The 26,890-nt window shown below is 69.7% G+C and carries 27 protein-coding genes; 8 read left to right on the top strand and 19 right to left on the bottom strand.

The annotated features are described in order from the left end of the window. Positions 1-319 precede the first annotated feature (319 nt). Positions 320-3,841 carry an NACHT N-terminal Helical domain 1-containing protein gene (locus N865_RS07735; RefSeq protein ID WP_034803682.1) on the top strand — a complete coding sequence of 1,174 codons (3,522 nt, stop codon included), beginning with the start codon at positions 320-322 and terminating at the stop codon, positions 3,839-3,841. A 217-nt stretch (positions 3,842-4,058) separates the two neighbouring features. On the opposite strand, the gene N865_RS07725 is transcribed toward N865_RS07735, so the two are convergent. Continuing rightward, complete coding sequence (locus N865_RS07725) at positions 4,059-4,619, bottom strand: NYN domain-containing protein (protein ID WP_034803673.1); 561 nt, start codon at positions 4,617-4,619, stop codon at positions 4,059-4,061. Positions 4,620-4,694: 75 nt separating this feature from the next. Continuing rightward, positions 4,695-5,102 (bottom strand): DUF427 domain-containing protein, encoded by a 408-nt coding sequence (locus tag N865_RS07720; RefSeq protein WP_281173490.1) that lies wholly within the window; start codon positions 5,100-5,102, stop codon positions 4,695-4,697. Between the two features lie 126 nt (positions 5,103-5,228). Between N865_RS07720 and N865_RS22245 the strand changes: the two genes are divergently transcribed. Next, positions 5,229-5,945, top strand: coding sequence for an Ltp family lipoprotein (locus N865_RS22245; protein WP_245603703.1), 717 nt, complete (start codon positions 5,229-5,231; stop codon positions 5,943-5,945). A 165-nt stretch (positions 5,946-6,110) separates the two neighbouring features. Here N865_RS22245 and N865_RS07710 read toward each other — a convergent pair whose 3' ends face one another. The 3 genes from N865_RS07710 to N865_RS23505 all read right to left on the bottom strand — a co-directional run bounded on the left by N865_RS07710 (position 6,111) and on the right by N865_RS23505 (position 8,684). Beyond that, positions 6,111-6,884 (bottom strand): DUF427 domain-containing protein, encoded by a 774-nt coding sequence (locus tag N865_RS07710; protein ID WP_034803670.1) that lies wholly within the window; start codon positions 6,882-6,884, stop codon positions 6,111-6,113. Positions 6,885-7,023: 139 nt separating this feature from the next. Beyond that, a complete protein-coding gene (locus N865_RS07705; RefSeq protein WP_157557606.1) occupies positions 7,024-8,241 on the bottom strand; it encodes an RNA polymerase sigma factor in 1,218 nt (405 codons plus the stop codon). A gap of 2 nt (positions 8,242-8,243) precedes the next feature. Beyond that, positions 8,244-8,684 carry a YciI family protein gene (locus N865_RS23505; protein WP_034803668.1) on the bottom strand — a complete coding sequence of 147 codons (441 nt, stop codon included), beginning with the start codon at positions 8,682-8,684 and terminating at the stop codon, positions 8,244-8,246. Positions 8,685-8,920: 236 nt separating this feature from the next. Here N865_RS23505 and N865_RS07695 point away from each other — a divergent pair, with 236 nt between their 5' ends. Beyond that, a complete protein-coding gene (locus N865_RS07695) occupies positions 8,921-9,559 on the top strand; it encodes a hypothetical protein (protein WP_034803666.1) in 639 nt (212 codons plus the stop codon). Here the strand turns inward: N865_RS07695 and N865_RS07690 are convergent. The 3 genes from N865_RS07690 to N865_RS07680 all read right to left on the bottom strand — a co-directional run bounded on the left by N865_RS07690 (position 9,548) and on the right by N865_RS07680 (position 12,659). Beyond that, entirely contained in the window at positions 9,548-10,630 is a 1,083-nt protein-coding gene (locus tag N865_RS07690) for a TerC family protein (RefSeq protein WP_051510327.1), read from the bottom strand. The two genes, N865_RS07695 and N865_RS07690, sit on opposite strands and share 12 nt — an antisense overlap. A 213-nt stretch (positions 10,631-10,843) precedes the next feature. After that, a complete protein-coding gene (locus N865_RS07685) occupies positions 10,844-11,896 on the bottom strand; it encodes a DUF2804 domain-containing protein (RefSeq protein ID WP_034803664.1) in 1,053 nt (350 codons plus the stop codon). 67 nt (positions 11,897-11,963) lie between these two features. Continuing rightward, positions 11,964-12,659 carry an NADPH-dependent F420 reductase gene (locus N865_RS07680; protein WP_034803662.1) on the bottom strand — a complete coding sequence of 232 codons (696 nt, stop codon included), beginning with the start codon at positions 12,657-12,659 and terminating at the stop codon, positions 11,964-11,966. Positions 12,660-12,756: 97 nt separating this feature from the next. Here N865_RS07680 and N865_RS23005 point away from each other — a divergent pair, with 97 nt between their 5' ends. Beyond that, on the top strand, positions 12,757-12,969 hold the full coding sequence (locus N865_RS23005) for a PLDc N-terminal domain-containing protein (protein ID WP_051510326.1): 213 nt from the start codon (positions 12,757-12,759) through the stop codon (positions 12,967-12,969). Here the strand turns inward: N865_RS23005 and N865_RS07670 are convergent. The 4 genes from N865_RS07670 to N865_RS07655 form a co-directional block, all read right to left on the bottom strand. After that, on the bottom strand, positions 12,959-14,389 hold the full coding sequence (locus N865_RS07670; RefSeq protein WP_051510325.1) for a sensor histidine kinase: 1,431 nt from the start codon (positions 14,387-14,389) through the stop codon (positions 12,959-12,961). The genes N865_RS23005 and N865_RS07670 overlap by 11 nt on opposite strands. Continuing rightward, on the bottom strand, positions 14,386-15,120 hold the full coding sequence (locus N865_RS07665) for a response regulator transcription factor (protein WP_245603702.1): 735 nt from the start codon (positions 15,118-15,120) through the stop codon (positions 14,386-14,388). Before N865_RS07665 ends, N865_RS07670 begins: the two co-directional genes overlap by 4 nt. Positions 15,121-15,330: 210 nt before the next feature. Next, complete coding sequence (locus N865_RS07660) at positions 15,331-15,873, bottom strand: DedA family protein (RefSeq protein ID WP_051510324.1); 543 nt, start codon at positions 15,871-15,873, stop codon at positions 15,331-15,333. 41 nt (positions 15,874-15,914) lie between these two features. Beyond that, the gene (locus tag N865_RS07655; protein ID WP_034803658.1) at positions 15,915-16,478 is read right to left on the bottom strand and encodes a cysteine hydrolase family protein; all 564 of its coding nucleotides are present in this window, start codon (positions 16,476-16,478) and stop codon (positions 15,915-15,917) included. 79 nt (positions 16,479-16,557) lie between these two features. Here N865_RS07655 and N865_RS07650 point away from each other — a divergent pair, with 79 nt between their 5' ends. Both N865_RS07650 and N865_RS07645 read left to right on the top strand, forming a co-directional pair. Beyond that, on the top strand, positions 16,558-17,394 hold the full coding sequence (locus tag N865_RS07650; protein WP_034803655.1) for an RNA methyltransferase: 837 nt from the start codon (positions 16,558-16,560) through the stop codon (positions 17,392-17,394). Positions 17,395-17,543: 149 nt separating this feature from the next. Further along, the gene (locus N865_RS07645; protein WP_034803652.1) at positions 17,544-18,179 is read left to right on the top strand and encodes a VOC family protein; all 636 of its coding nucleotides are present in this window, start codon (positions 17,544-17,546) and stop codon (positions 18,177-18,179) included. 201 nt (positions 18,180-18,380) lie between these two features. Here N865_RS07645 and N865_RS07640 read toward each other — a convergent pair whose 3' ends face one another. The 7 genes from N865_RS07640 to N865_RS07610 form a co-directional block, all read right to left on the bottom strand. Beyond that, positions 18,381-20,723, bottom strand: a complete 2,343-nt coding sequence (locus N865_RS07640; protein WP_034803649.1) for a heavy metal translocating P-type ATPase — start codon at positions 20,721-20,723, stop codon at positions 18,381-18,383. After that, positions 20,720-20,938 (bottom strand): heavy-metal-associated domain-containing protein, encoded by a 219-nt coding sequence (locus tag N865_RS07635; protein ID WP_034803647.1) that lies wholly within the window; start codon positions 20,936-20,938, stop codon positions 20,720-20,722. Before N865_RS07635 ends, N865_RS07640 begins: the two co-directional genes overlap by 4 nt. 20 nt (positions 20,939-20,958) lie before the next feature. Next, positions 20,959-21,240: a metal-sensitive transcriptional regulator gene (locus N865_RS07630; protein ID WP_034803645.1), complete on the bottom strand. Its 282-nt coding sequence runs from the start codon at positions 21,238-21,240 to the stop codon at positions 20,959-20,961. A gap of 36 nt (positions 21,241-21,276) precedes the next feature. Then, positions 21,277-21,714 (bottom strand): MmcQ/YjbR family DNA-binding protein, encoded by a 438-nt coding sequence (locus tag N865_RS07625; protein ID WP_034803643.1) that lies wholly within the window; start codon positions 21,712-21,714, stop codon positions 21,277-21,279. Positions 21,715-21,789: 75 nt separating this feature from the next. Then, a complete protein-coding gene (purB, locus tag N865_RS07620) occupies positions 21,790-23,202 on the bottom strand; it encodes an adenylosuccinate lyase (protein ID WP_034803640.1) in 1,413 nt (470 codons plus the stop codon). Positions 23,203-23,371: 169 nt separating this feature from the next. Beyond that, entirely contained in the window at positions 23,372-24,163 is a 792-nt protein-coding gene (locus N865_RS07615) for a VOC family protein (RefSeq protein ID WP_245603701.1), read from the bottom strand. Positions 24,164-24,349: 186 nt separating this feature from the next. Next, complete coding sequence (locus N865_RS07610) at positions 24,350-24,877, bottom strand: low molecular weight protein-tyrosine-phosphatase (protein ID WP_034803638.1); 528 nt, start codon at positions 24,875-24,877, stop codon at positions 24,350-24,352. A 112-nt stretch (positions 24,878-24,989) separates the two neighbouring features. Between N865_RS07610 and N865_RS23265 the strand changes: the two genes are divergently transcribed. Beyond that, complete coding sequence (locus tag N865_RS23265) at positions 24,990-25,445, top strand: YybH family protein (RefSeq protein ID WP_051510322.1); 456 nt, start codon at positions 24,990-24,992, stop codon at positions 25,443-25,445. 37 nt (positions 25,446-25,482) lie between these two features. After that, positions 25,483-26,814 (top strand): MFS transporter, encoded by a 1,332-nt coding sequence (locus N865_RS07600; protein ID WP_084328045.1) that lies wholly within the window; start codon positions 25,483-25,485, stop codon positions 26,812-26,814. Positions 26,815-26,890 lie beyond the last annotated feature (76 nt).

The following is a 26,890-nucleotide window of genomic DNA, read 5'->3' as shown; positions in this document are numbered from 1 at the left end:
CCAGCACCGTTGCTCGACGTGGTCGAAGGCCGACCTCATCCGGCCCTTCAAGATCTGGCTTGCCAAACGGGTGGCCGGGCCGGTGCACGCGGGCGCCGGTCTTTGGGAAGAGTTCGAACAGACAGCACCATCCTCACACCTCACCTCCCAGTACCGAGTAGCGTCGCGCACATGTCAACACGCGTGGCGCGATGCGCCCTTGTCCGCGGGGACACCGGGGGTCCCGTGACCGCATTCATGCAGGACCAAGTTGGTGCGCGAAGTGGCCTCGGGCTTTGGAGGTTACCCTTCGCGAGTCGGAGGCTCAGGAAGGACCAGCATGGCCACCACTGACGGCGTCGGGCGACAGATAATTTTCGCCGGGCTGGGCGTTATAGACCCTGACCTAGGGGACCGCTTAAGTTACGGCGAGAAACTCGTGACCCTATTGCGCGACAGGCCCCGCGGGGACGAGTTGTTCAGGCAAGTCAAGCGCGCTCAGCGCACGATCGGGCAGGCTCTCGCCTCGTCCTTCGAGGCGTACGACGGGCTCGCAGTCGAAGAAAAGCATGCCGCCGCAGAGGCAGTTGAAGGATGTCTCCAAGGGGGAAACCTCACGAAGTCACATTTAGAGGAGATTGACTTCGATCCACAGATTCTCTACGAAGAGCTGTCAGCCAAGAATGAGTCGCTGCTCGAGCAACGACTCGTCTCAGAGCCGGGCTTTGAGTACGGAAGGCGGCTGCTCCGCGAGTCCTGCGAGTACCTGGCCTCCTTCGTGCGGCACTTGCCGGAGGTCAAGGATCAGGCAATCCTGGCCACGCTCATACGCACGAACCACATCGAGCAAAGTCTCCGCTTGGTCGTCGAGGACATGCTGACGAGGCAACGCGGCAGCGATACGCGGCATGAAGTGTTCCTTCGACAGTATGCACGGGGGGTCCTGAACCAGCATGGATATCTGCAGCTCTTTGGCTTGAACGTTCCTCCGGAGCTTCGGAGACAAAGGATCGACGTTGCATACGTCACTCTTTCCATTACTCTCAGCGATCCTAACCTGCTTGGTAGTATGGAAGGCAAAGGTTACGAGCCCTTCGGTAGTAGATTCAGACGTGAAGGTCTGGCCGTGGACGCCGCGATCACTTCGCTAAACACTATTAGGTCGAACGCGCGTGAGTTGGCGAAAGCGAATGTCGGGCGAATCCCTGCTCACCTATTAGATGGCCTAAGAATCCTGCTCGTGGGGGCTGCCGGATCAGGGAAGTCTACGATTTCGCAGTGGCTTATGGTTCTCCTCGTCAAGGGGGATAGCCGAAGAACCCCCTCTGTGTTGCGCGACTGCTTTCCGTTCCTCGTCAAACTGCGTGAGCTGGCTGGCAGAGAGTCGCTTCAGCTAACGACGCGCGACCTGCTACGCGTACAGGGCGCTGACCCGGAAGATGCGTCCGATGAGTGGCTCGAGGAGACACTCTCCCGCGGTGACGGGCTACTAATATTTGATGGCCTTGACGAACTGGCAGGGAATGATCGGGAGCATGCATTGCAGTGGATCGAGTCCCTACTCCAGCGGTATCCCAAGTGTCATTTCATAGTCACGTCGCGTCCAGATGACGTTGATGGTGCTCGCTTCGAGGCTTCCCGCTTCTCAAGGTTCGACCTTTCCCCCATGAATTGGACGACGACTATCGAGTGCATCGATAGTTGGTTCGAAGCGATGGCGGGCTTGACGACGCCGCAGCAACAGGGCGTCAGAAACGTTCTCATTGACACCCTAGCTGACGATCCGTCCATGCGGCAGCTTGCGGAAACACCTCTGATTGCGAGCATGATGTGCGCAATATACGTTCATGACGAAGGGGGTTCAGCCTCAACCAGAACAGAGCTGTACGACAGGGTGACAGATGTGCTCCTTCATCAGCGGGAGAAGTATCGGAGTCTCGGAGGTGTAACCCTCGACAACCTTCACCTTGCTGACAAACGGCTAATCCTCGGCGGCGTCGCCAAGAAGATGTACGAGGCAAGCACGTCGGTTATGGCAATAACTCCCAAGGACATGCGATACCTAGGTCAGGCTCTGGACGAAAGCGGCCAAATGACCTGCTTGTTAGAAATCCTCGACGATATTCTGCCAACCATGCCGCGCGTAGGGGATCCTCCGGAGCAAGTCGCCGACGTGCTACTGGGCCGAAGTGTCCTTCTCAATAGGATTACACGTCACGAGTGCCAGTTTCTGCACAGGTCATTCCAAGAATACTTCACGGCCGTATGGTACGCGGACGATATTTCGAGTCTCGATGTGGTGGAACTCGTCAAGACGGACTCAGGACGCTCGACCACTAGTTTTCTGGCCGGGAGGGTGCAGAGGGCCACTTCAGGCGTCCTCGTTCAGGCTCTGTGCAATGCGCATGATCGAGCCCCCGAGTCACTTAAGCGGTCCTCCGCAGTCCTGGTAGCCGAGTGCTTGGCAAGTACTTCAAGCGTCAATGCGCCCACGTTTGAGCGCGCCCTGGCCATAACAGCCACCATCGTCCCTCCCCGGAGCCCGGCTGAGGCGCGAGATCTCTCCCGCCACGGGGGGATGGCTCTACAGTGGGTGAACACATGGCTCGACTCAGCGCCGAGCATCCTAGAGGCATCCATTCCATCGCTGATCTATCTGTGTCGGCTGCTCGCTGGTGCGCGTGCTATGCAGACCCTTGAGCGGTTGGTTGCCGATGTCCCGCCCGCGCAGGAGTGCGTTGAGGCGCTAATTCAGGCGTGGGTTCATTTCGACCACGAAGAGTTCGCGAACAAGATCCTTGCTCCGGTGCTGCGACGTAGACCGAACTTCACAATCGAGTGGCCCGGAAGCGTTTCAGAGGAAGAGGCCTTCTCGTTTGCCGGTATCGAATCTATTCGCCTACGGACATTTCACGGTGAGTCGTTCAGCCGCATCCAAGGGGTCGACTCACTGAAGTCTCTTGCTGTCACGTCCGGAAGCTCGTTGCGATCGGTTGAGGGTATTCAGCGCTGCGCAAACATCAAGTCGCTGTGGATAGAGAAGGCTACCGAGCTGCTCGACGTTTCTGCGCTCGGGGGACTGCAGTTGTGGAACGTTTCCCTTCTCGATGTGGGGAAGCTGGAGTTTGCTCATGGTTTGGGAGATCTGCCGCTAAGGACTTTGACTCTTTCCAGAGCTTCTAGTATGGCCAGCTGGGACTTTGTCCAAGGGCTGAAACATCTCCGCACTCTGCGCGTTCCGGGGTCGCGCTTGGCCACCGTTGAGTGCCTTCGGAGCTTGCCGGAGCTCCGAATACTGGATCTAGAGGGGTCGAAACCTTCAGGCCTAGAAGTCTTGGACACGCTGCAACTGACATCCTTCAGGGCGCCGATGAATTTCGCGCCCGGGGATTGCAGGGTCCGGCAGCGGCTCAAATGGCTTTCTGTAAGAGGGAAATGGTCCAGGACTGAGTTGGCCCGATTCTGCACTCACCAAGACTTGAGGTTTCTCTCCATCGAAGAACTACTCGACGGCTTGGGTCGGGAATGGGAGAACCTCGAAGAGCTCAACATTGAGTGCGCAGATGAGGCATATTCATTTCGTGATCTCAGCTTACCGTCGGGACTTCGCATTTTGAGGTTGGCTTCGGAAAGCCTCCAAGATCTTCACGGCCTGAGCGAACTCGCGCGCTTGGAGAGGTTGGATCTCCGGGGAAGCGCGCGGATAGGGGACTTGTCGGATTTGATGTTCCTTGAGGGGCTGCAGTGGTTGGCACTGGACGCTATGCAATTCGAACTCTTTTCTGCCCTGGATTGGCCCGGTAAGTCAGCTATTGACGTGCAGGGTGGGGAGTGGTGGTCAATCGGACACGATGTCGGCTGAAGTCTGTATGGGCGCTTTCGCATCATTCATTTTCCCCGCCATGTCGGCGATCGGCCTGGTTAGGGCTGCGACTGCGTTGGACCCGGGGTATGCAGTCGATCTCCTCGTCGGCGTAGCAACCAGAGGGCAGCCGCTGATCGCGTTTGGCCAGCTCGTCGCAGAGCCGCAGAAGGGCGGCGACCCTGCCGCGCCTTGCTGACTTCCTGAAAAGCGTGGCCTAAAGGAAGTCGGTGGGGTCGAAGTCGTCGATCGGGATGATCCGCACGCGCGGCAGCGGTTCCTTGAACGCCTGCACCTCGTACTCGAGATCGAACATGGACAGGCCGTCGGCCACGAGCGGAAGGTATGCGTTGCTGCGGAACTCCTGGAACCCGACCACTCCGACCCGTCGACCATCGAGCAGGTCCGACACCTGTTCGACGAAATCCCCGTCGTTGCTGACGAGGAGCACGTCCGCCTGTCGGCGCCGAATCTCCGTCAGCGTCCGCTGGATCGCGATGTCGACCACCTTCTCGCCGGCTGCGCCGGTGAGCGGGATCGGTCGGTAGCCGATGGCAACCAGCGCCTGGATGAACGGCATCGGGAGTTCGTTGTTCGCAGCGAGGAAGAAGAGCCCAGCGGCCGGCTGCCGCCAGAGCTCCTGAGCGAACTGCAGCAGCCGCTCCCATCGTGGCCGTTCCTCAGGTCGGGGGCGCCGCCCGAGAATCGAGGTGCCGAGAGTGGCGTCGATGTTCTCCCCGTCGATCAGGACGTACGTAATTCGAGGATCCTCACCCATGAGAGGGAGCCTACGGCCGCCCACTCGCTGCGAGACCCCGAGTCGGGTCGACCTGTCGGCTGCCGGCCCTCGACATCACCCGCCAGGCATCGACGGGTCGACAGTCGCCCCGTCGACAAAGACCGTGGCGGCCCGCCAGAAGCAGACGAGGTCCTTGACCGGGAGCGCGTCGTGCAGCGGCTCGGGGTAGAACCACGCCACGTCGGGCGCCCCATCGGCGCTCAGGGACGACGCGACGCCCTTGTAGGCGCACACGGTGTGCGTCTCCGACGGCGTCAGCAGCTCCGTCCGGACGTCCTCGCGGGGCAGGTACCACCGCACCGGCAGCGATGTCTCGACGAGCATCATCGGCCGGGAGGACTCGGCCGCGGTGACGCCACCGCGGCCGTCACCAACGGAGAGATCCGAACAGGGCCCACTCGGACGTACCCGTGCCCCGACGCGATCGCTCCAGGGGCAGGGTGAACCGGCAGAAGTGCCAATTCCCCGAAACCCATGACGCCTGTGCGCTCAGCCCCCGAGACTGACCTAGGGGGACGAATCAGACATTGAGTGAGAGTCCTCCGCAATCCAGCACCAACCGAGACAAGCCACGGAGAACCAACTCACATGAGCGACACCCCGCAGTTCCCGACTCCCGAGAGCGACCCTTATCAGCCGCCCGCCACCCAGCCGCTTCCGGCACCGCAGGGTCAGCCGTACGAGGCCACCGCTCCGCTCGCGCCGAAGAAGAAGATGAGCCGCGGGAAGAAGGTCGGCCTCTGGACTGGTGGCATCCTCGCTGCGTTCATCGCGATCGGAGCCACCGGCAACGACAACCCCGCCCCCACCCCTGTCGCCGACACAGTCGCTACCACAACGAGCAGCGCCCCCACAACGAGCAGCGCCCCCACTGTCGACCCGTCCGTCCAGGCATCGATCGACGCAGCCGCACGCAAGAAGGCAGATGCCGAAGCGAAGGCAGCCGCTGACGCCGCCGCGAAGAAGAAGGCCGAGGAGGAGGCGGCCGCGAAGGCGGCAGCAGCGGAGGCCGCGATGACGATGAGCCAGAAGCAGGCGATCGCCAAGGCGGAGTCCTACCTGGAATACACAGCGTTCTCGCGCAAGGGGCTCATCGAGCAGCTGCAATTCGAGCAGTTCTCCAAGGCCGACGCGACCTTCGCCGTTGACCACATCACCGTGAACTGGAACGAGCAGGCCGCGAAGAAGGCCAAGGCCTACCTCGACATGAGCGCGTTCTCCCGCGGTGGACTGATCGACCAGCTGGAGTTTGAGGGCTTCACCACCTCGCAGGCGAAATACGGCGTGAAGGCCGCGGGGCTCTGACCCCTGCACCAGCTTTGGGGCCGGCTGCTGTGATCTGTTCCCCAGCGTGACCCGCGCGACTGATGGCACCGACCCGTCACGTTGCGCTCAAAAGGGCCGACCCGCTCCCGATGGGTCGGCCCTATGCGTGTCTCAGGTCGACCGGTCCGCTGCCGGCCCTCGGCATCAGCCGCCAGGCATCGACGTGTCGACGGCCTCTCCGTCCACAAAGACCGTGGCGGCCCGCCAGAAGCAGACCAGGTCCTTGACGGGCAACGCATCGTGCAGCGGCTCGGGATAGAACCACGCCACGTCGGGCGCCCCATCGGCGCTCAGGTACGACGCGACGCCCTTGTAGGCGCACACCGTGTGCGTCTCCGACGGCGTCAGCAGGTCCGTCCGGACGTCCTCGCGCGGCAGGTACCACCGCACCGGCAGCGACGTCTCGACGAGCATCATCGGCCGGGAGGACTCGGCGACCGTGACGCCGCCGACCTCGACCCGCACGTGACGGTCGCTGCGCAGGACGTCGATCCGCTTGAAGGGGTCGTGCGGATGGCCCATGACCGGCTCGTCCTCCTCGAGCCACTCGAACGGCTCCCAGTGCACGACCACCCGGCCGCCGAGCTCGGGCTCGTCGGGCCGGAAGGCCACCTCGCCGTGGCCGTCCAGGTGGAGCGACCGGCCCGGCACGGTGTGCCACTCGTTGTGGTGCGGCGGCAGCACCGGCGCCCGCAGCTCCGGCACCGGCGCCGGGTCGTGCTCGGTCAGGTCCAGGTGCAGGTCGTCGGGCGGGACGGCATACCAGGGGACGATGCGCCGCGGCTCATAGACGAGCAGCGCGTCCCGTGTGTCGAGCACCGTCTGTCCGTCGAGGCGCGCACTGATCCGCTTCGGTGTCGCGGCGTAGCGCAGGTGGGCGAGTCCGTCGAACCACTGCCGCTCAAGGTTGATGGCCATCCTCCAGTGTGGGCGCCGCCCTACCGCCTCCACAATCGTTCGCTGCCCCTCACAACCCAGGCGCCCGTATGCCGCTCACCCCAGCAGGTGCCCGCGTTCCCGGAGAGCCGGGCTGGGCGGCATACCCGTGAGCGGGTGTCTAGGACCCGACGCGGGCGGCTCGGGCGGTGAGGTAGTCCCGCTCGGGGCGGCTCGTCGTGCGAGCCGCCGCGGCCCGGTAGTGCGACCGTGCCGCCTCCGAGTCGCCGGCCAGCTCGAGCAGGTGGGCGCGCACGGCGTCGAGGCGGTGGTTCCCGGCGAGCCGATCGCCGACCTCGTCGAGCACCGCCAGTCCCACCTCCGGACCCTCGGCCATCGCGGCCGCGACGGCGCGGTTGAGCGTCACGACCGGGCTGCCGGTCATCCGCTCGAGCAGCCCGTAGAGCGCGCGGATCTCCGGCCAGTCCGTCTCGTCGGCCTGCGAGGCGCGATCGTGGACGGCGGCGATCGCGGCCTGGAGCTGGTACTCGCCGACGGCCCCGACCGCGACCGCCCGGTCGAGCAGGGCCAGCCCCTCGGTGATGCGCGACCCGTCCCAAAGCGTCCGGTCCTGGTCAGCCAGCGACACCAGCGCACCCGAAGGACCCGTCCGGGCCGGGCGGCGGGCATCGAGCAGGAGCATGAGGGCGAGCAGGCCCATGACCTCGGTGTCCTCGGGCAGGGCGCGGTGCACGAGACGCGTCAGCCGGATCGCCTCCGCCGCCAGCTCACCAGGCTCGACCCGGCTCCCGCTGCTCGCGGCATACCCCTCGTTGAACACGAGGTAGAGGACGTGGAGGACGCTCGCGCGCCGGGCGGCATACTCCTCCTCCGTCGGCATCCGGAACCGTCCGCCCGACGCCGCGATCCGCTGCTTGGCCCGGCTGATCCGCTGGGCCATCGTCGCCTCGGGCACGAGGAAGGCGCTCGCGATCTCGGCCGTCGTGAGGCCGCCGACGGCCCGGAGGGTCAGCGCGATCGCGGACGCCGGGGTCAGCGCCGGGTGGCAGCACATGAAGAGGACGGGGAGCGTGTCGTCCTCGTCCGGCGCCGGCTCAGGCGCTTCGCCAAGCCGTGGCTCCTGCAGGGCGACCGCCGCCTCGCGGCGCTGCCGCGCCCGGTCGCTGCGCCAGTGGTCGATGAGGCGGCGGGACGCAGTCTGGAGGAGCCAGCCGCGGGGGTTGGCCGGCACGCCGTCCCGCGGCCACGCCGTGGACGCGGCGATGAGCGCCTCCTGGACGGCATCCTCGGCGGTGTCGAAGTCGCCATAGCGACGGCTGAGCGTGCCGAGGACCTGCGGCGCGAGCTCGCGCAGCAGGTCCTCGACCTCGTTCGGCACGGTCAGCGCACGCCCCCGGCCGTCTCGAGGAAGGCGCTCATCTCCTCGGAGTCCGACGGCGCGTCGTCCATGACGCGGCGGACGTGAATCGGCTGCTGCGTCGGAACGCCGCCCGGCCCGGGCACCGCGGACACCTTCGCCGCGATCTCGAGCGCCCGCTCCTCCGAGTCGACCTCGACGATCAGGTAGCCGGCGAGCCACTCCTTGAACTCCGCGAACGGCCCGTCGGTCACGACGGGGGCGGTCCCGTCCGACGTGACGATCTTCGCGAGGTCGGGACCCGTGAGGATCGTCGACTCGACGAGCTCCCCGCTCGCGACGAGCTCGTCGTTCAGCGCGCCGTAGTAGTCGAGGTGCGCCTGGACCTCCTCCGGCGTCCACTCCTCCATCGGCGTGTCGACGACGCCGCCCTGGAAGTCGACCCCCAACAGGTACCTGGCCATCCTGGTTCCTCCATTCGTCACGTGTGCCCAGCGTGGCACGATCACCCAAGGGACGGAGCCGGGGCCTGCTTCTCGACATCCCGTCGGGACTTCTCCTCGAGAATCCGCTCGCGGGCTTTCTGAACACGATCCGAACATGACGTATGCCGCTGCCTGACCTTCACGCGACAGGCTGGGTCCTGTCAGCACGGCAGTCCAACGAAGCGCCCCGGAGGCGCGAGGTTTCGGGAGGAATCATGAAGGTCAGGTCAGTCGTCACCGGCACGGCGAGCGCGCTCGTCATCGGGGTCGGGGCGCTCGCGCTGGGGGCGTGCGCCACTCCCGCGGACACCGCCACGGGGACGTCGCAGGCTGGCGCGGCCGCCGGCGACACCGGCACCGACGCCGACACGATCGCCCTCGTCTCTGCGGCGACGGACGTGCCCGCCGCCGTCACGCCCCAGGGCAGCGACCCGGTCGCCACCTCCAGCGGTGGCGTGGCCGACCGCGACGGGCGCAGGGGGCTGCGGGCGCGTCTGCTCCGGGCCCTCCACGCGACGTGGGTGACGGAGAGCCAGAACGGCCCGGTCACCCACCAGGCCGTCCGCGGCGAGGTCACGGCCGTCTCGGGCACCTCGATCACGGTCAAGGCGAAGGACGGGTTCTCCCTCACCTTCTCCGTCAGCAGTGACACGAAGGTCCGCGCCCGGACCCGGGGGACCGGCGGCCAGAAGGGCACCGGCTCCGACTCGACGATCGGCGCTGTCAAGGTCGGGGCGAAGGCGCTCGTCGTCGGAGTCGGAGCCAGCGACCCGAAGGCTCGGGTGGTCGTCTTCCTCACGGGTACGCCGGCACCGAACAGCTCGAGCAGCTCGTCGAGCGGCTCAGCGAGCTGACCCGGGGCTGACCGTCGAGCCGACCTCGACGGGCTGGCCCTCCGCCAGGACTTCAGCCTCGCCCTCCGCCTGACCCTCCGCCTCGCGCCGCGACCTGCGGCGCGAGGCGAGGCTCGTCACGGTGACGACGGCGAGGATGCCGACGATGACGCCGAGCGAGAGCAGCGTCGGGATCTCGGGGACGGACGGCCACACGCCGTGCGCCCAGTGCAGGACGAGCTTGGCGCCGATGAACGCGAGGATGAGCGCCAGGCCATGACCGAGGTGGACGAGCGAGGCGAGCGCGTTCTCGAGGACGAAGTAGAGCGCCCGGAGGCCGAGCAGGGCGAACGCGTTCGTCGCGAAGACGAGGTAGGGGTCGCCCGTGATGCCGTAGACGGCCGGCACCGAGTCGATGGCGAAGACGATGTCGGTGCCGAGGATGGCGACGGTGACGAGGGCGAGCGGGGTGAGGGCGCGCCGCCCCTCCCGCTTGACCGTCATCCGCGTCCCGGCATAGTCGTCCGTCACCGGGAAGAACCGGCGGAGCAGCCGAATGGTTCGCATCTGGCTGACGTCGACGGCGTGGTCGGCGTGCGAGAGGGCGTCGCGGCCGACCTTGATCGCCGTGCCGATGAGGATCGCGCCGAACAGGAGGAACGTCCACGCGAAGCTGGCGATCATCTGAGTGCCGAGAGCGATGAAGACGCCGCGGAGCAGGAGCGCGCCGGCGACGCCGATGAGCAGGACCCGCTGGCGAAGCTCCCGCGGGACCGCGAACGACGAGAGCATGATGATGAAGACGAAGAGGTTGTCGACGGAGAGCGACTTCTCGACGAGGTAGCCGGTGTAGTACTCGATGCCCTGCTGCGAGCCGTACTGCGACCAGAGCCAGGCGCCGAACCCGACCGGGATGGCGATGTAGAACGCGGACCACCCGACCGCCTCCCGCATGCTCGGGTCGTGCGGCTTGCGGGTGATCAGGAAGTCGATGAAGAAGAGGGCGATGACGCCGCCGATCGTCGCCAACCAGAGCGAGGGGGTGCCGATCGACGCGGTGGCCTCGGCGGGCTGCACGGCTGCAGCGAGCATGGGGTCTCCTCAGAACGCGATGTCTGAGGTCTCCTTCATCGGCGCCCGGCCGTGCTGACCGGCCCGCCGACCCCGCACCGGGGCGGCCATCGGGCCGCCGTACTGACCGGCGAAGGTCTGGGAAGTACTCCCCTCGGGGTCAAGGGTAAGGGAGGCCGCACGCCGGGTCCAACCCCGCCGCCTCCGCCCCCGCCTCCGTCGCCCTCGGTCGGCTCACCAGCGCGAGCGCGACTCCTCCGCAAAGCCAGGTATGCCGGTCACCCGGATCTCGCGCCCCTCGTCCGTCGTGACGTGGCCGGTCCACGAGCCGAAGACCTGGTGGACCTCGGTCGCGACGACGAGCGCCTGGACTTTCGCGTGCCGGTCGAACCGCGGGGTGAGCGTCACGTCGAGGCTGCCGTCCGGGTGGCGCACTCGCCACGGGCGCATCGGGTCGTCCCAGACGTAGTCCCAGACCAGCTCGGTGCCGATCTTGGTCAGCCGCCCGTCCACGAGGACGCCGTTCTCCGTGAAGCCCGTTCCCCGCGTCCAGATCCCGCCGAGCTGGAGGCCGACCACGGTGTGACCGTCGTCGGCCGTGCCGGCACCGCCACCCCAGTTCCACCGGGTGCTGTAGGGCCAGCGGCCGCGACCCACGTCGAGGACGCCCCAGGCGGGTGCGCCGTCGCCGATCCGGAGCGTGCGGCCCTCGACGACGAGCTCGCCACGGGCCGGCCGCGCCTGGTGCTTGGACGTGTACTGGAAGAGCCGGTCCGACCACGGGATGACGACGTTGAGCGACTCGTGGCCCGCGGGATCGTCGACCCGCACGTCGAGGCGGCTCTCGGTGCCGTCGCTCTCGTGCCACCGTCCGGTGATCGTCGTGCCACCTCCGGCGCCGCTCGCGTCGGGCCCTTCGGTCACCAGGTCGAGGTCGAGGTGGCTCGAGCGGAACCGCAGGGGGGCCGAGCCCGGCACGTCAGGCAGGTCGAACCCGCGCCCACCCGGGACGATGACCTCGCGCCCGCCCGTCGCGCCCGTCGCCAGGTCGGCCCACCAGACGGTGGCCGTGCCGAGATAGCCGATGTCGGCGTAGGTCACCGAGACCGCCAGGTCGCCGGTGAGCACCGCCCAGTAGTCCCAGCGCTTGGCGCGGAGGGGCCGGCCGCGGAGGTTGCACACGTGGAGCGGGCGCCTCGACCAGCCCAGGGCTCCTGGGGCGAGGGCGCCGGAGTCCGGTCGGCAGAGGAGCACCGGCTCGGTGATCTCCCGCTCGTGGGTCGTCATGAGGCCCGCTCCTCTCGGTGACGCGGCGACGCCGCGCGACGAGGGAACGCTACCCGCCCGGGAGCGGTCAGATCTCGATCTCGCGGTAGCGCTGGGCGGCGGCGGCCCGCTCCCTGACGACGGAGGCCGGGACGGGCTGGGCACCCTCGTCCCACGCCTGCGGGTTCGCGGCATACATCGTCCCGTAGGCGGCGGTGTCGCGCTGCGTGCGCCAGCCCTCCGCGAGGGGGCCGAGGTCGACGGCGTCGTAGCCGATCTCGTCGAGCAGGCGCGTCACGAGGCGCTTGGCCTCGGCGTCGTTCCCGGCGATCGGCAGGGCGGTCCGGTCGGCGGCTCCCGAGGGCCGCGGCAGGGCGCCGAGGTGCCCGAAGTAGATGTTGTTGAAGGCCTTGACGACCTTGGACTCCGGCAGGTGGGCCTGGAGCAGCTCGGACGTCGTCGTCGACTCGTCGTCGAGCGCGGCGATCGCGCCGTCGCGCTGGGGGTAGTAGTTCATCGTGTCGATGACGACCTTCCCCCGCAGCGGCTCGACGGGCACGGCGCGCAGGCTCTTGAGCGGGATCGTCACGACGACGACGTCGCCGGCCTTCGCCGCCTCGGCCGGGGTCGCCGCGCAGGCCTTCGGGCCAAGCTCGGCGACGAGACCAACCAGGGTCTCGGGGCCCCGGCTGTTGCTGAGCACGACGTCGTGGCCGGCCGCGACGGCCAGACGGGCGACGGTGCTGCCGATGTTTCCGCTTCCGATGAATCCCCAGGTCGTCATGGAGTGTCAACCCCGCCCGGGCGGGGATTCATTCCGCCCCTCCGCGACTGTTCACGGGGTGCCGCGAGGGCGAGGATGGGAGCAGGAGGTGCACCGGATGCACGGCGTCGACACGGCATACGTCGGCTTCTTCGTCGTGCTCGTCCCGCTCGGCTTCTGGGTGTGGGCGCTCGTCGACTTCTCACGGACGGACGAGCGAGACATGCGGACGTTCACCAAGCCGATGTGGATCGTCGTCCTCGTCCTGCTCAACGTCCTCGGCGCGCTGCTCTGGTGGGCCGTGGGCCGGGCCGACCGCGTCAGGCGGTGACGCGCGGCAGGCGCACCGTGAAGCGGGCCCCGCCCTCCGGCGCGTGGCCCGCCACGACACTCCCGCCGAGCAGGGCGGCGAGCCGCCCCACGATGGCGAGGCCGAGCCCCGTGCCGACGGGCCGGATCCCGCGGTAGCGCTCGTGCAGCACCGAGGGCTCGAACGCGACCGCGAGGTCGTCGTCGCGCAGCCCGGGCCCGCCGTCGCGGACCTCGATGACGTCGTATGCCGCTGGGCCGGGTCCCGTGGCGAGCCACTCCTCCCGCACCTCGACGACGATGGGACGACCGCTCGGGGTGACCCGGAGGGCGTTCTCGAGGAGCCCGTCGACGAGTTGGCGCAGCCTGGCCGGGTCCGTCGTCGTCGGTGCGTGCGCGCTGCCGGCGACGAACGAGAACGGGATGCCGACCGCCGCGCACCGGCGCTGCCACACCGCCTCGACCTCGTGCCCGAGCGCGACGAGGTCGACGGGCTGCGGCTCGAGGCGGGGCTGCTCGGCGCGCAGTCGGGCGAGGTCGAGCAGGTCGGCGACGAGCCGCTCGAGGCGCCGCGACTCGGTGAGGAGCACGCCGCCCACCCGTGCGGTCTCCTCGGCAGGGATCAGGCCGCCCGCGAGGGACTCGGCGTAGCCCGTGATCCCGGTCAGTGGGGTGCGCAGGTCGTGCGACACCGAGGTGAGGAAGTCACGCTGGCGCGACTCCGACCGCGACAGCGACGACGAGAGCGTGTTGAGCGCGCTCGCCACCTCGGCCACCTCCGCGGGGCCCTCGACGGGCACCGTGACGTCACGCCGGCCCGCCGCCAGGGCGTGCGCGGCCTCGGACGTCCGTCGCAGGGGCCCCGCGAGCCGCCGAGCGAGGGCCGCGCTGACGATCATCGCGACGACCGCCGCGATGGCGAGGGCGATGAGGGTGCGGCGGACGAGCCGGTCGGAGTCGGCCGTCGCGTCGGACCGCCGCTGGACGAGGAGGATGCCGCCCGCCTCGGTCGGCCGGCCCTCGATGAGCACAAGGGTGCCGCGCACGCTCTCGCGATCGGACACCGTGCCACCGCCGAGGAGGACCTGCTGCCGCGCGGGCGTGAGCGCGGCCCGGGCCAGGGGGCTCGTCGCGATGACGGCCCCACCGCGGCCGACGCTCGCCGACTCGACACCGAGCACACCGAGGGTGCGAACCGCACGACGCTGGGCCTCCGCCGTCGCCCCGGCGTCGGCTCGTGCGGCGGCCCCGTCCGCGATCCGGGCGAGTGTGGCCCGCGCGGACGCGTCCGCCGATGACCGCGTCAGGCCGATCGTCAGCGCCCCGGCGAGCAGCGCCGTGAGCACCGCGATCCCGACCGCGAGGAGCGTGATCCGACCGGTCAGCGACCCCCGCCCGGCTGGTGCGACGGGCGCGGAGGCGGCGCTCGCGACCCCGCTCATCGCGAAGTCGGCGCGGGGCTGGGACCGCGCTCAGCGGCATACCCGACGGAGCGCACCGTGCGGATGGGACTGGCCGCGCCGAGCTTGGCCCGCACCTGCGCGACGTGGACGTCGACGGTGCGCCCGCCTGCGGACGCGGCGTAGCCCCACACGTCACTGAGCAGCTGCTCGCGGGTGAAGACCACTCCCGGACGGCGCATGAGGTGCGCGAGCAGGTCGAACTCCGTCGCCGTGAGGGCCACCTCAACCCCGTCGACGGTCACGACGTGGCTCGTCAGGTCGACCTCGAGCGCGCCTGCACGGAGCACCTCGGGGGTCGTCGCGTCACCACGAGTGCGCCGCAGGACGCCGCCGAGCCGAGCCACGAGCTCTCGTGGTGAGAACGGCTTCGTGACGTAGTCGTCGGCCCCGAGCTCGAGCCCGAGGATCCGGTCGACCTCGTCGTCGCGGGCCGTCACGAAGAGGACGGGCGTCCAGTCCCCGCCGGCGCGAAGGCGCCGGCACACCTCGATCCCGTCGATCGAGGGCAGCCCGATGTCGAGGATGATCGCCGAGGGCCGGAGGTCCCGCGCCGCCGTCAGGGCCGCCGCCCCGTCGTGGACGACCTCGACGCCGTACCCGGCGGCCCGCAGGTTGAGCCGGAGCACGTCGGCGATCGCCGGCTCGTCCTCGACGACGAGAACGAGGCCGCGCTGGGGCACGTCGGCGCCCGGAGGGGAGGCGGGAGGCACGCTCGAACTCTAGTGACGGGCCGCGACGGCCGGGTCACGTCGATGTCAGGATCGTGTCAGGCGGTCTCCCCAAACCCCACTCCCCACTCCCAACTCCCCGCTCCCCACGTGAACGCAGTGTTCGTTCACGAACGCAGTGGTATGCCGCTGAGTTCACGCACGAACACCGCGTTCACTTGGCGGGAAGGGGGGCCGGGGGGCCGGGTGGCGTCAGGTCGGGCTGCCCTCGGCGGTGGGGACGGCCCGGTCGGGCACGTCCAAGGACTTCCGACGGCGCGATCGGAACCAGAAGGCCATCGCGGCGACCGCGACGACGGCGAGAGCCGCGACGCCGAGCCACGACCCGGCCTCCGCGGAGCAGGCCTGGACCACCGCGAGGCCGACCGTCGCGTAGAGGGCCGCCCAGAGCACCGAACCGACGACGGACGCCGGGAGGTAGAACGCGAGCGGCATCCGCATCAGGCCCGCCGTCAGGTGGATCGTCGTCTGGATGCCGACCGTGAGGTAGGAGAGCGTGACGGCCACCGGCCCGAACCGGGTGAGCAGCACCTCGGCGCGAGCCCGGCTCTCCGTGGGCTCGACAGACTGCGGGGTCGTGGTGTCCCGGCCCTCCTCGCGAGCGGTGCGACGACGGCGCCAGCCCGCGATCGCGCCCCGCCCGACCCAGTACGTCGCGTTGGAGCGGGCCAGCACGATGACGAACAGCGCGATGAACGCCTGCCAGAAGGGCCGTTCTGCCAGCGTGTCGAGCATGGCCCCACCCTAGGCGCGGAGCCGGGCCGGGCGCCGGGCGGTCAGCCGGCCGACGTGAAGTCGACCTCCGCGGTGGGCACGGTCCCGCCGGTGCGGCCGGGCGCCTTGGCCCCGCTCCAGTAGGAGTTGGTGTGGGCGATGACCTGCTCGGGGCTGACCGGCACGCCCCACTCCCGGGCGTCCTCGGTCGTGTGGGCGTCCTCGACGAGCGTCGCGTCGTAGCCGCGCACGAGGGCGCCGTGCAGGGTCGCGCGGATGCACGCGTCGGTCTGGGCGCCGCTGACGACGAGCCGTCCGACCCCGCGCTCCGCGAGGATCGCCTCGAGGTCGGTGTCCTCGAACGAGTCGTTGTACGTCTTGTGGACGAGCGGCTCGGACTCCTGCCGCTGCAGCTCGGGGACGTACTCCCACCCCTCGGAGCCCTTCAGCAGCCCGCTGTCGGAGTGCTGGACCCAGACCACCGGCACGTTCGCCGAGCGGGCCTTGTCGAGGAGGGTGTTGATGTTGGCGACGACGCCGTCCACGTCGTGAGCGCCGGCGACGACGTCGCGCTGCATGTCGATCACGAGCAGGGCGGTGTTGGGACGGTCGGTCAGGTTGGTCATCGCTGTCTCCCTGTTGGTCTGTCGGTCGTTTCAGGCTAGCCAGCGGCGCCGACACCGTGGGTGGGAGACTGGGGCCGATATGTCCGAGCTGCTCATCACCTCAGCGTCCAACCCGCGCCTCAAGGGCCTCCTCTCGCTGCGCCGGCGCCGGACGCGCGAGGAGACCGGACAGACCCTCGTCGAGGGCTACGAGGAGATCGGGCTCGCGCTCTCCGCCGGCGTGCGGCCCTCGTCGGTGTATGTCTGCGAGGAGCTGTTCAGCCCGGCCGGTCGGGCCGGCTCCCAGGACATCGGGCACCAGGCCGACCTCCTCGCCCGCCTCCGCGGCGACCGGGTGGAGGTCGTCCGGCTCAGCCGGGCCGCCTTCGAGAAGGTGTCCTACCGCGAGGGTCCCGACGGGCTCCTCGCCGTCGTCGACCGCGTCGGTATGCCGCTGGGTGACCTCCGCGTCGACGGCCCCCGCCACCTCAGCCTCGTCAGCCAGGGCGTGGAGAAGCCGGGAAACCTCGGCGCGATGCTCCGGACCGCCGACGCGGCCGGGGTCGATGCCGTCATCGCGGCCGACCCCGTCACCGACTGGGGAAACCCCAACGTCGTCCGCTCGAGCAAGGGCACGCTCTTTGCCGTGCCGGTCGCCAGCGCGACGACGGCGCAGGTCCTCGACTGGGTTCGCGAGCACGAGATCACGCTCGTCGTCACGACCCCGGAGACCGACCTGCTCCACACCGACGTCGACTACACCGGCCGCGTGGCCATCGCCGTCGGAAGCGAGAAGCACGGCGCCGACTCCGTCCTCCTCGAGGCCGCCACCCACCGGGTGCGCATACCGATGCACGGGAAGGCCAACAGTCTCAACGTCGCCGCCTCTGCCGCGATCGTGCTGTACGAGGCGGTCCGCCAGCGCGACGCGCGCTGACCTCGGGAGCCGGCCCAGCGGCATACGGCCGGCCCGACGACCCGCCGTGTGACGGGCGCGTCACGGTCGCGTTTCGACCGAGGGGGTCTATACGGCCCCGGGGGAGGGGTGGTCAAGAGCACCCCTTCGCGTGTGCCACGATTGTCTGTATGCGAGTTGACCACGTCTCCTATGCAGCAGAGCCCGACGGGCTCAAGGCCACGGCCGAGCGGCTGTCCAAGCTGATCGGCGTCACTCCGGTGGACGGCGGTGTGCACCCCCGCTTCGGCACGCGCAACGTCATCCTCCCGCTGGCCAAGGACCACTACGTCGAGGTCGTCGAGGTTCTCGACCACCCGGCGTCCGACAAGGCGCCGTTCGGCCAGGCCGTACGCGCCCGCTCCGAGGCCGGCGGCGGCTGGATCGGCTGGGTCGTCGCGGTCGACGACATCAAGCCCGTCGAGCTGCGTCTCGGCCGCGAGTCGGTCGACGGCTACCGCCACCGCCCCGACGGCACCGAGCTCAAGTGGCGCCAGGTCGGCATCAAGGGCCTCATGGCCGACCCCCAGGTCCCCTACTTCATCGAGTGGGACGACATGACCGTGCACCCCTCGGCGGGCGCCGACGGTCACGTCCACATCGACCACCTCGAGATCGCCGGCGACCCGTCCCGGGTCCGCGAGTGGCTCGGCCCGGAGGACACCTTCGACAAGGGCGGCATCAACTTCACGTTCATCGCGCCGCACGGCACGCCGGGCCTGATGTCGGTCACCTTCGAGACGCCCGACGGCAAGGTCACCATCTGACCCCACAGCCTCGACTCGCATGACGACGGCGGCCGCCCCTGAGTGGGGCGGCCGCCGTCGTGCGTGGTGGAGCGATCAGGGCTTCGCGATCAGCCTGCGGATCATCAGGCACCTGGTGCTGCTGGAGCAACACCTTCCGCGAGTTGATCTGCGAGTTGATCTGCCAGTTGACCAGCGTGGGCGACCCGTCGGGGCTCGGCGTCAGCGACCGAAGCGGCGCAGCCGGAGCGAGTTCGTCACGACGAGCACGGACGACAGCGCCATCGTCGCGCCGGCGATCATCGGGTTGAGCAGGCCGAAGGCCGCGAGCGGGATCGCCGCCGTGTTGTAGCCGAAGGCCCAGGCGAGGTTCTGCTTGATGACCCGCAGGGTCTGGCGGGACAGGTCGATGGCGTCGCCGACGGCGTCGAGGTCGGACCGGACCAGGACGATGTCGGCCGAGTCCATCGCGACGTCGGTCCCGGAGCCCATGGCGAGACCGAGGTCGGCCTGGGCGAGGGCTGGCGCGTCGTTGACACCGTCGCCGACCATTGCGACGACCTTGCCCTCGCGCTGGAGCTCGGCGACGACCTGGTGCTTGTCGGCCGGCAGGACGTCCGCTCGGACGCGCGCGGGGTCGATGCCCACCTGCTCGGCGACGCTCCGGGCATTCGACTCACCGTCACCCGTGAGGAGGTACACCGTCAGGCCCAGACCGGCAAGGCGGGCGATGGCGTCCTTCGACGTCGGTCGGACCGTGTCCTCGACCGTCAGCGCGGCCTCGGCGACCCCGTCCCAGCCGACGAAGACCGTCGTCCCGGCATTCGACGCGGCGTGCGAGCGGAGGCCCTCGTCGACCGTCTCGAAGAGCGCGGCCTTGCCGACCGTGACCTCGGTGCCCTTGATCCGCGCGGTGGCCCCCTCGCCGGGGTTGGTCGAGAAGTCGCTGATCCGGGGCAGGTCGATGCCCGCCTCTGCGGCACCGGCGACGATCGCGCGGGCGATCGGGTGCTCGCTGCCCTGCTCGACCGCGGCTGCGGCCGTGAGGGCGGCCTTCTTGGACAGCCGGCCGCGCACGGCGATGCTGCGCAGGCGCAGGTCGCCGGTCGTCACCGTGCCGGTCTTGTCGAGGACGATGGTGTCGACGCGGCGCGTGTCCTCGAGGACCTGGGGGCCCTTGATGAGCGTGCCGAGCTGGGCACCGCGTCCGGTCCCGACGAGCAGGGCCGTCGGCGTGGCGAGCCCCAGGGCGCACGGGCAGGCGATGATGAGCACGGTGACGGCCACCGCGAGGGAACGCGAGAGCCCGTGTCCGGTCGCGAGCCAGCTCACGAACGTCACCAGGGCGATGACGAGGACGGCCGGGACGAAGACGGCCGAGACCCGGTCGGCGAGGCGCTGGACGTCGGCCTTCCCCGTCTGTGCGGTCTCGACGAGACGCTGGATTCCGGCGAGCATCGTGTCGGCGCCGACCTTGCGGGCCTCGACGACGAGCCGGCCGGTCGTGTTGATGGACCCTCCGGTCACGGCGTCGCCGGGGGACACATCGACCGGGGTGGACTCTCCGGTGACGAGGCTCGCGTCGACGGCGCTCTGCCCGTCGAGCACGACTCCGTCGGTGGCGACCTTCTCACCGGGACGGACGACGAACTGGTCCCCGACGACGAGGTCCTCGATCGGGACGCGCCGCTCGTTGGTGATCCGGCTCGTCGGGTCGATCCGGAGCACGGCGACGTCCTTGGCCCCGAGGTCGAGCAGGGAGCGCAGCGCGTCCTTGCCCGAGTCCTTGGCCCGCGCCTCGAGGAAGCGCCCGGTCAGCAGGAACGTCGTGACGACGGCGGCCACCTCGTAGTAGAGGTGCATCTCGCCGAACAGCATCGCCACGACGGAGTAGCCGTATGCCGCGAGCACGCCGAGCGAGACGAGGGTGTCCATGGTCGAGGCGAGGTGCCGGGCGTTGACCAGGGCGGCGCGGTGGAAGGGCCACGCACACCAGAACACGACGGGCGTCGCGAGGACGAACTGGAGCCAGGGGCTCGCCGCAAAGGTCGGCAGCACCATGGCGAGGAGCAGCACCGGAATCGTGAGTGCCACAGCTGCCACGAGTCGCGGCCGGATCACGTCCTGGGCGGGCGTGTGCTCCATGTGGTCGGCGTGGTCGGCGTGGTCGGCGTGGTCGGTGTGGGCCGCGTGGCCGCCGGTGGGCGGCGCGGCCGGGGTGGCCGTCGGAGCCGTGGTGGCCACCGGCGGGGTCGTGGCCGGAGGCGTGGGGGCGGCCGCAGCCGCGGAGGTGTTCGGAGCCGTGGGGGTCGATTGCGCGTCGAGCACGCGAGCGCCATACCCCGTCTTCTCGATCTCCTTGACGATCTGATCGACGGTCACCGGTGACGAGAACGAGACGAGGGCCTTCTCGGTTGCGAGGTTGACCGTCGCCGACTCGATGCCTTCGACCTTGCCGAGCTTGCGCTCGATCCGGGCCGAGCAGGAGGCGCAGGTCATGCCGGTGATCGCGAGTCGGACCTCGTCCGTGCGCCCCGGTGAGGCCTGCGCCTCGCGCGTGCTCATCGGACGCTGTAGCCCGCCTCGGCGACGGCTGCCTCCACGGCGGTCGGGTCGAGCGGCGCTGTGCTCGTGATGGTCACGGGGGAGTCCGCGCCGGGGTTGAGCTCGACGGCGACGGCCGAGACGCCGGGGAGGGCCGACAGCTCCTCCTTGACGGACGCCTCGCAGTGGCCGCAGGTCATGCCGGCGACGGTGATGGTGGTGATGGTCTCGTTCATGGTTCTCTCCTCGGGGTGGTTCAGCTGCGCACGAGCCGGGCGATCGCGTCGGACGCCTCGCGGACCTTGGCGGCGGCAGCATCGTCGGACTCGCGGGCCGCGTCGACGACGCAGTGCGCCACGTGGTCCTCGAGCAGGCCGAGGCTGACCGCCTGGAGCGCCTTGGTCACGGCGCTGACCTGGGTCAGGATGTCGATGCAGTACTCGTCGCCCTCGACCATCCGCTGAATGCCGCGGACCTGCCCCTCGACGCGCCTCAGTCGCTTCAGGTAGTCGTCCTTGCTGCCGGTGTATCCAGCCATGGCACCTCCTTCGTGTATGAGAACGATCATACCCCGCTAGGGTATTCCCGCTTCCTCGGTGCTCGACGCCAGGAAGTCCTTGGCGGCCCGTCGCGGCGCCCGCACGAGCCAGGCATCGGTGATGACCTCTCGCAGCTCGGCGAGGCTCAGCCGTCCGAGGTGCCGCTCGAGGAGGAGGACGGCGTTGAACCCGTTCCAGTGGGGCGTGGTGAAGAACGGCGAGGTCTCGTCGCCGACGAGCGCCTGCTTGTCCTCGGCCGTGCACCGGAACACGATGACGTCCTCGAACGGCGCGCCCGTCTCTGGGTCGACAGCGTCCTTGCGCGGTCCGCGGAAGAAGGCGAACGTCTTGCCGTGCACCTGGTATGCCGGTCGGCCCGGTGTCGCGGGGTCGGCCGGGTCGCGCGTCACGTCCGGGAGCGACATCGCGATCTCCTCGACGTCGCTGACCCGGGCCCGCCGTGTTCGCGCCATGCGACCACGCTAACCCGCGGCCGTCGCGTCACCGGGAATCCGGTGAGCGACGGCACGTCGGGTCGCGCGGGGAGCTCAGGCCAGGTAGTCGGTGACGAGCCGGCCCGCGAGGGCCGTGTAGGTCTGCGGGGTGAGCCCGAGGAAGCGCTGCTCGACGTCGGCCGGCAGCCCGAGGCCGCGGACGAACTCCCGCAGGTCGTCGCCGTTGATGCGGCGGCCGCGGGTCAGCTCCTTGAGCCGCTCGTAGGGCTCCTCCATGCCGGGGACGCCTTGGGCTCCGAGGGCCCGCATCGCCGACTGGATCGGCTCGCCGAGGACCTCCCAGTTGGCCTCGAGGTCGGCGGACATGGCCGCGGGGACGGCGTCGAGGCCGGCGAGGCCACGCGAGACGTTGTCGAGGGCGAGCATCGAGTGGCCGAAGGCGGTCCCGATGTTGCGCTGCATGCTCGAGTCGGTCAGGTCGCGCTGGAGCCGGCTCTGGACAAGAGTCCCGCCGAGGACGTCGAGCAGGGCGTTGCTCACCTCGAGGTTGGCCTCGGCGTTCTCGAAGCGGATGGGGTTGACCTTGTGCGGCATCGTGCTCGACCCGACGGTGCCCTGGCCGCGGACCTGTGCGAAGTAGCCCATGGAGATGTACGTCCACACGTCGGTGCAGAGGTTGTGGAGGATCCGGTTGAACCGGGCGACGTCGGCGTAGAGCTCGGCCTGCCAGTCGTGGCTCTCGATCTGGGTCGTGAGCGGGTTCCACGTGAGGCCGAGACTCTCGACGAAGGCCCGCGAGACGGCCGGCCAGTCGACGTCGGGGAGCGCGAGGGCGTGGGCGCCGTAGGTGCCGGTCGCGCCGTTGAACTTGCCGAGGTACTCCTGGCGCTCGATCCGGCGCAGCTGCCGGCCGAGGCGGTGCGCGAGCACGGCGAGCTCCTTGCCCATCGTCGTCGGGGTGGCGGGCTGGCCGTGCGTGTGTGCGAGGAGCGGGACGTCCTTGAGGTCGCGCGCCATCTCCCCGACCTGCGCGACGAGCGCCCGCGCCTTGGGCAGCCACACCTGCTCGACGGCACCCTTGACCATGAGGGCGTAGGAGAGGTTGTTGATGTCCTCGCTCGTGCAGCCGAAGTGGATCAGCTCGGCCAGGCCCTTGTCCTCCTCGGCCGGGGCGATCTCCGCGAGGCGCCGCTTGAGGAAGTACTCGACCGCCTTGACGTCGTGGACGGTCACACGCTCGATCTCGCCGAGCTCGGCGACCTCCTCGGGTCCGAAGTCCTCGACGACCGCACGAAGCGCAGCGATCTCGTCGGCGCTCAGCTCGCGCACCCCGGGAACGACGCCGTGGCTCGTCTGGTGGATCAGCCACTCGATCTCGACGCGGACCCGCTCCCGGTTGAGCGCCGCCTCCGAGAGGTGGTCGACGAGCGGGGCGACGGCGCCGCGGTAGCGACCGTCGAGCGCCCCGAGGGCGATGGGCGGGGTTGCGTCAGCGAGCGATGCCATGGCCCCCATCCTCCCAGAGGCCGAGCACCACTCCGTATGCCGTCCAACCCGGCGCCGGGCCGCCGTTTCCTCGGGAGCCGGGCCCGGCGGCATACCTCCCGGCGTGTCCTACGGCACTGCCCAGGATTCGTGGGCAGTGCCGTAGCGCCGGCGCCCGTGCCGGTGGGACTCAGTCCTCGTCGGGGACGAGGATCGAGAAGACCTCGCCCTCGGGGCCGGCGATGACCGCTCCGAGCCCGTACGGGCCGTCGAAGGGGCCCTGCAGCAGCGTCCCGCCGAGGTCGAGCGCGCGGGCCAGGGTCGGGACCACCTGGTGGGTGGCAAAGGATGCGAGCCAGTGCGCGGGGATCTCGGCCGGCCAGTCGTGCTCGATCTCCGCGAGGCCGAAGGCGGGGTTTCCGTCACCGGTGTGGGCCGTCGACCAGCGGGGACCTCCGGGCTCCGTCTCGTCGATGAAGCCGTGGGCGAAGATGTTCTCGTAGAAGTCGAGGACGCGGTCGTAGTCCCGCGTCAGCAGCTCGTTCCAGGTCAGCGACCCCGGCTTGTCGAGCACCCCGCTGCCCGGCAGGTCGACGGGCTCCCACACCCCGAAGAACGCCCCGCCCGGGTCCTGAGCGACGAACGTCCGCGCGAGCTCGCCGATCGCCACGGGACGCCCGAGCGGCCGGCCGCCGTTGGCGACGATCGCCGCGGCGGCGACATCGATGTCGCCGACGCGCAGGTAGGTCGTCCACTGGCTCGTCACCGGCACCGTCGTCGGCTTGCGACTGATCCCGGCGACGGGATGGCCGTCGAGCAGGGCCAGCGTGTAGCCGCCGCTCGCCGGATCGCCGGTGAGCCACCGCCAGCCGAAGAGCTCGGAGTAGTACCGCTGGGCGCGCGGCACGTCGGCGACGAGCAGGTCGAGCCAGCAGGGAGCGCCGTAGGGGTAGACGGGCGTGGGGAATTCGAAGTCAGTCACAGTCATCGCGGTTGAGGGCAGTCGGTTGTTCGGGCGGATGGTACGCGGCGGGGCTGTGCGGGGGAGCCAAGTGGGTGGAGCTCTGTGGGAGCTGTGTGGGTGGAGCCGTGTGGGTGGAGCCGTGTGGGTGGAGCTGTTCCTAAGGAGCTGGTCGGATCGGGCCGTGCAGGTGCGCAGCCTGGGCGGTCAGGCTGTCGAGGACGGACGCTCGTCGGCCACCTCGAGCCGGGTGCGAATGTGGTCGAGGATGCCGTGGCAGGCCGCCTCGACCTCTCGGAAGCACCGGGCGAAGTGGTCGTCGCCGCCGTACCACGGGTCGCTCATCTCGAGCGTGCCCGCCTCGACGGCAGCGGGGTCGAACTCACGGACGAGCCGGATCTTGGCTCGCTGGCGCGGGGTGCGGGCGAAACGATGCAGCGCCCGGACGTGCCCCTCGTCCGAGGCGAGGACGAGGTCGAGGTCGTCGAACTCCTCCGGGTCGAACTCGCGGGCCCGGTGCGCCGTCCCGTCGTAGCCGTGGGCGGCGAGGACCGCGATGGTCCGAGGGTCGGCGTGCTCCCCCACGTGCCAGTCGCCGGTGCCGCTCGAGCTCACCCGCACCCGCTCGGAGAGGCCCGCATCCTCGACGAGCTGGGTCAGGATGACCTCGCCCATCGGCGACCTGCAGATGTTGCCGCTGCACACGAAGGTCACGTGGAGGGTGCGGGACGACATGCGCCCCATTCAACACCTCGGGCGCGGCGCCGTACCCCGAAGTAGCGGAGAGAGTTTCGGGTCCGAGCGTGCCCACCGCACGGCTGTCGGTTCTCGGTGGGAAGGTCGGCCCATGAGCACGACAGACCCCGGTGTCACGGCCCCCGAGCTCCTCACGGAGCGCTTCGCGACCTTCGCGGCCAAGGCCGACCTCGACGGCATTCTCAGCCTGTATGCCGTCGACGCGGTCGTGAGCCTCCCGCGCGGTCGCGAGGCGGCCGGCCATGCGGCGATCCGGGCCGCGTACGAAGCCGCGTTCGATGCGGGTGTCGACCTCGGCGCCGCGGCGCCCGACGACGGGGGCGACGTGCGGGTCATGGTCGCGGGTGACCTCGCCATGACCTCGGCGACCGACGCCGACGGCCGAGTCCGCACCCAGGTCGCCCGCCGCGGCCCCGACGGCACGTGGCTCTGGGTCCGCGACGGTTCCCGGCTGCGCGACGTCGAGGCGTGCCTGCCGACCACGCGGGGACGCGTCGCGGCGCTCGACCCGGGCCTGCTCATCCGGGCAGCCACCGACGTCGCCTGATTCGGCCCGACGGCGGGGCCTGACGTAGGTTCCTACGGTGACGACCAGCACCCCCGGCCCCTCCGTCGAGCGTCGGTCGCACCTCGTCGACCTCACCCCGCTGAAGGTCAGCCGGCCGTTCGCGCGGTTGTGGGCCGGCAACACCCTGTCGGGCATCGGCGCCGTCATGACCACCACGGCTGTCGGGCTGAACATCTACGACCTGACCGGCTCGACCTTCATGGTCTCGCTCGTCGCCTGGTTCGCCCTGCTACCGATGGTGGTCGCCGGGCTCTACGGCGGGGCGATCGCCGACCGCTTCGACCGGCGGGCGGTGGCGCTCGTCGCCTCCCTCGTGGGCTGGGGCTCGACGGTGACCCTCGCGACGATGGCCTGGGGCGGCCTCACCACGGTCTGGGTCTTCTACGTCGTCACGACGGTCAACGCCGTCGCGTCCACGATCGCGTCGGCGACGCGGCAGGCGATCACCCCGCGCCTGCTGCCGACCGAGCTCCTGCCCAAGGCGGCCGCCCTGAGCGGGATCTCGATGGGCTTCATGGTCACGGCCGGGCCGGCCGTCGCCGGCCTGCTCGTCGCCCACGTTGGCTACGCCTGGACCTACACCGTCGACGTGCTGCTCTTCTTCGCCGGCTTCCTCGGCCTCTGGACGCTGCCGGACATCCGTCCCGACGGTGACCGGGCGCCCGTCGGCGGGTTCCGGTCCGTCCGCGAGGGCCTGTCCCACCTGCGCGCCTCCCCGAACGTCCGCATGAGCTTCGTCGTCGACATCATCGCCATGACGTTCGGCCAGCCCATCGTGCTCTTCCCCGCGATCGGAGCGGTTCTCATCGGTGGCGGCGCGGTGACCGTCGGCGTGCTCACCGCCTCGTACGCCGTGGGCGGCATCCTCTCGAGCCTCGTCTCGGGGCGGCTCACCGACCTGCGACGGCAGGGCATCGCGATCCGCAACGCGATCGTCGTCTACGGTCTCGGCATCCTCGGCCTGGGCCTCGTCCTGGCGGTCGTGACACTGGGCGGGCACGAGGTCGTCTCGCGCGACTTCGCCGACGTCAACGGGCCGGCTCTCGTCGGTGCGGCCCTGTCGCTGGCCGTCGCGGGTGGCGCCGACAACGTCAGCGCGATCTTCCGCACGACGATCCTGCAGGCGGCCGTTCCCGACCACCTGCGGGGGCGCACCCAGGGCGTCTTCACCGTCGTCGTCACCGGAGGCCCGCGCCTCGGCCAGATGTTCGCCGGGACGCTGGCCACCCTCACTGCCACGTGGGTGCCTCCGGTCGTCGGCGGCGTCCTCGTCGTCGTCCTCGTCATCGTCGCGGTGGCCCGGGTCCGGTCCTTCCACGACTACGACGCCCTGCACCCGCAGCCCTGAGCCTGCTCGCCCGAACAGGCCGCCGAACCGCCCCGCCGGAGCGCGACCGCGCCATCTGAGCGGGCCGAGCCCAGCG

This window comes from Intrasporangium oryzae NRRL B-24470, assembly GCF_000576595.1.
Taxonomy (GTDB): domain Bacteria; phylum Actinomycetota; class Actinomycetes; order Actinomycetales; family Dermatophilaceae; genus Intrasporangium_C; species Intrasporangium_C oryzae.
Note: the sequence above shows the minus strand (reverse complement) of the source record. Positions and strands in the feature narration are given on the sequence as shown.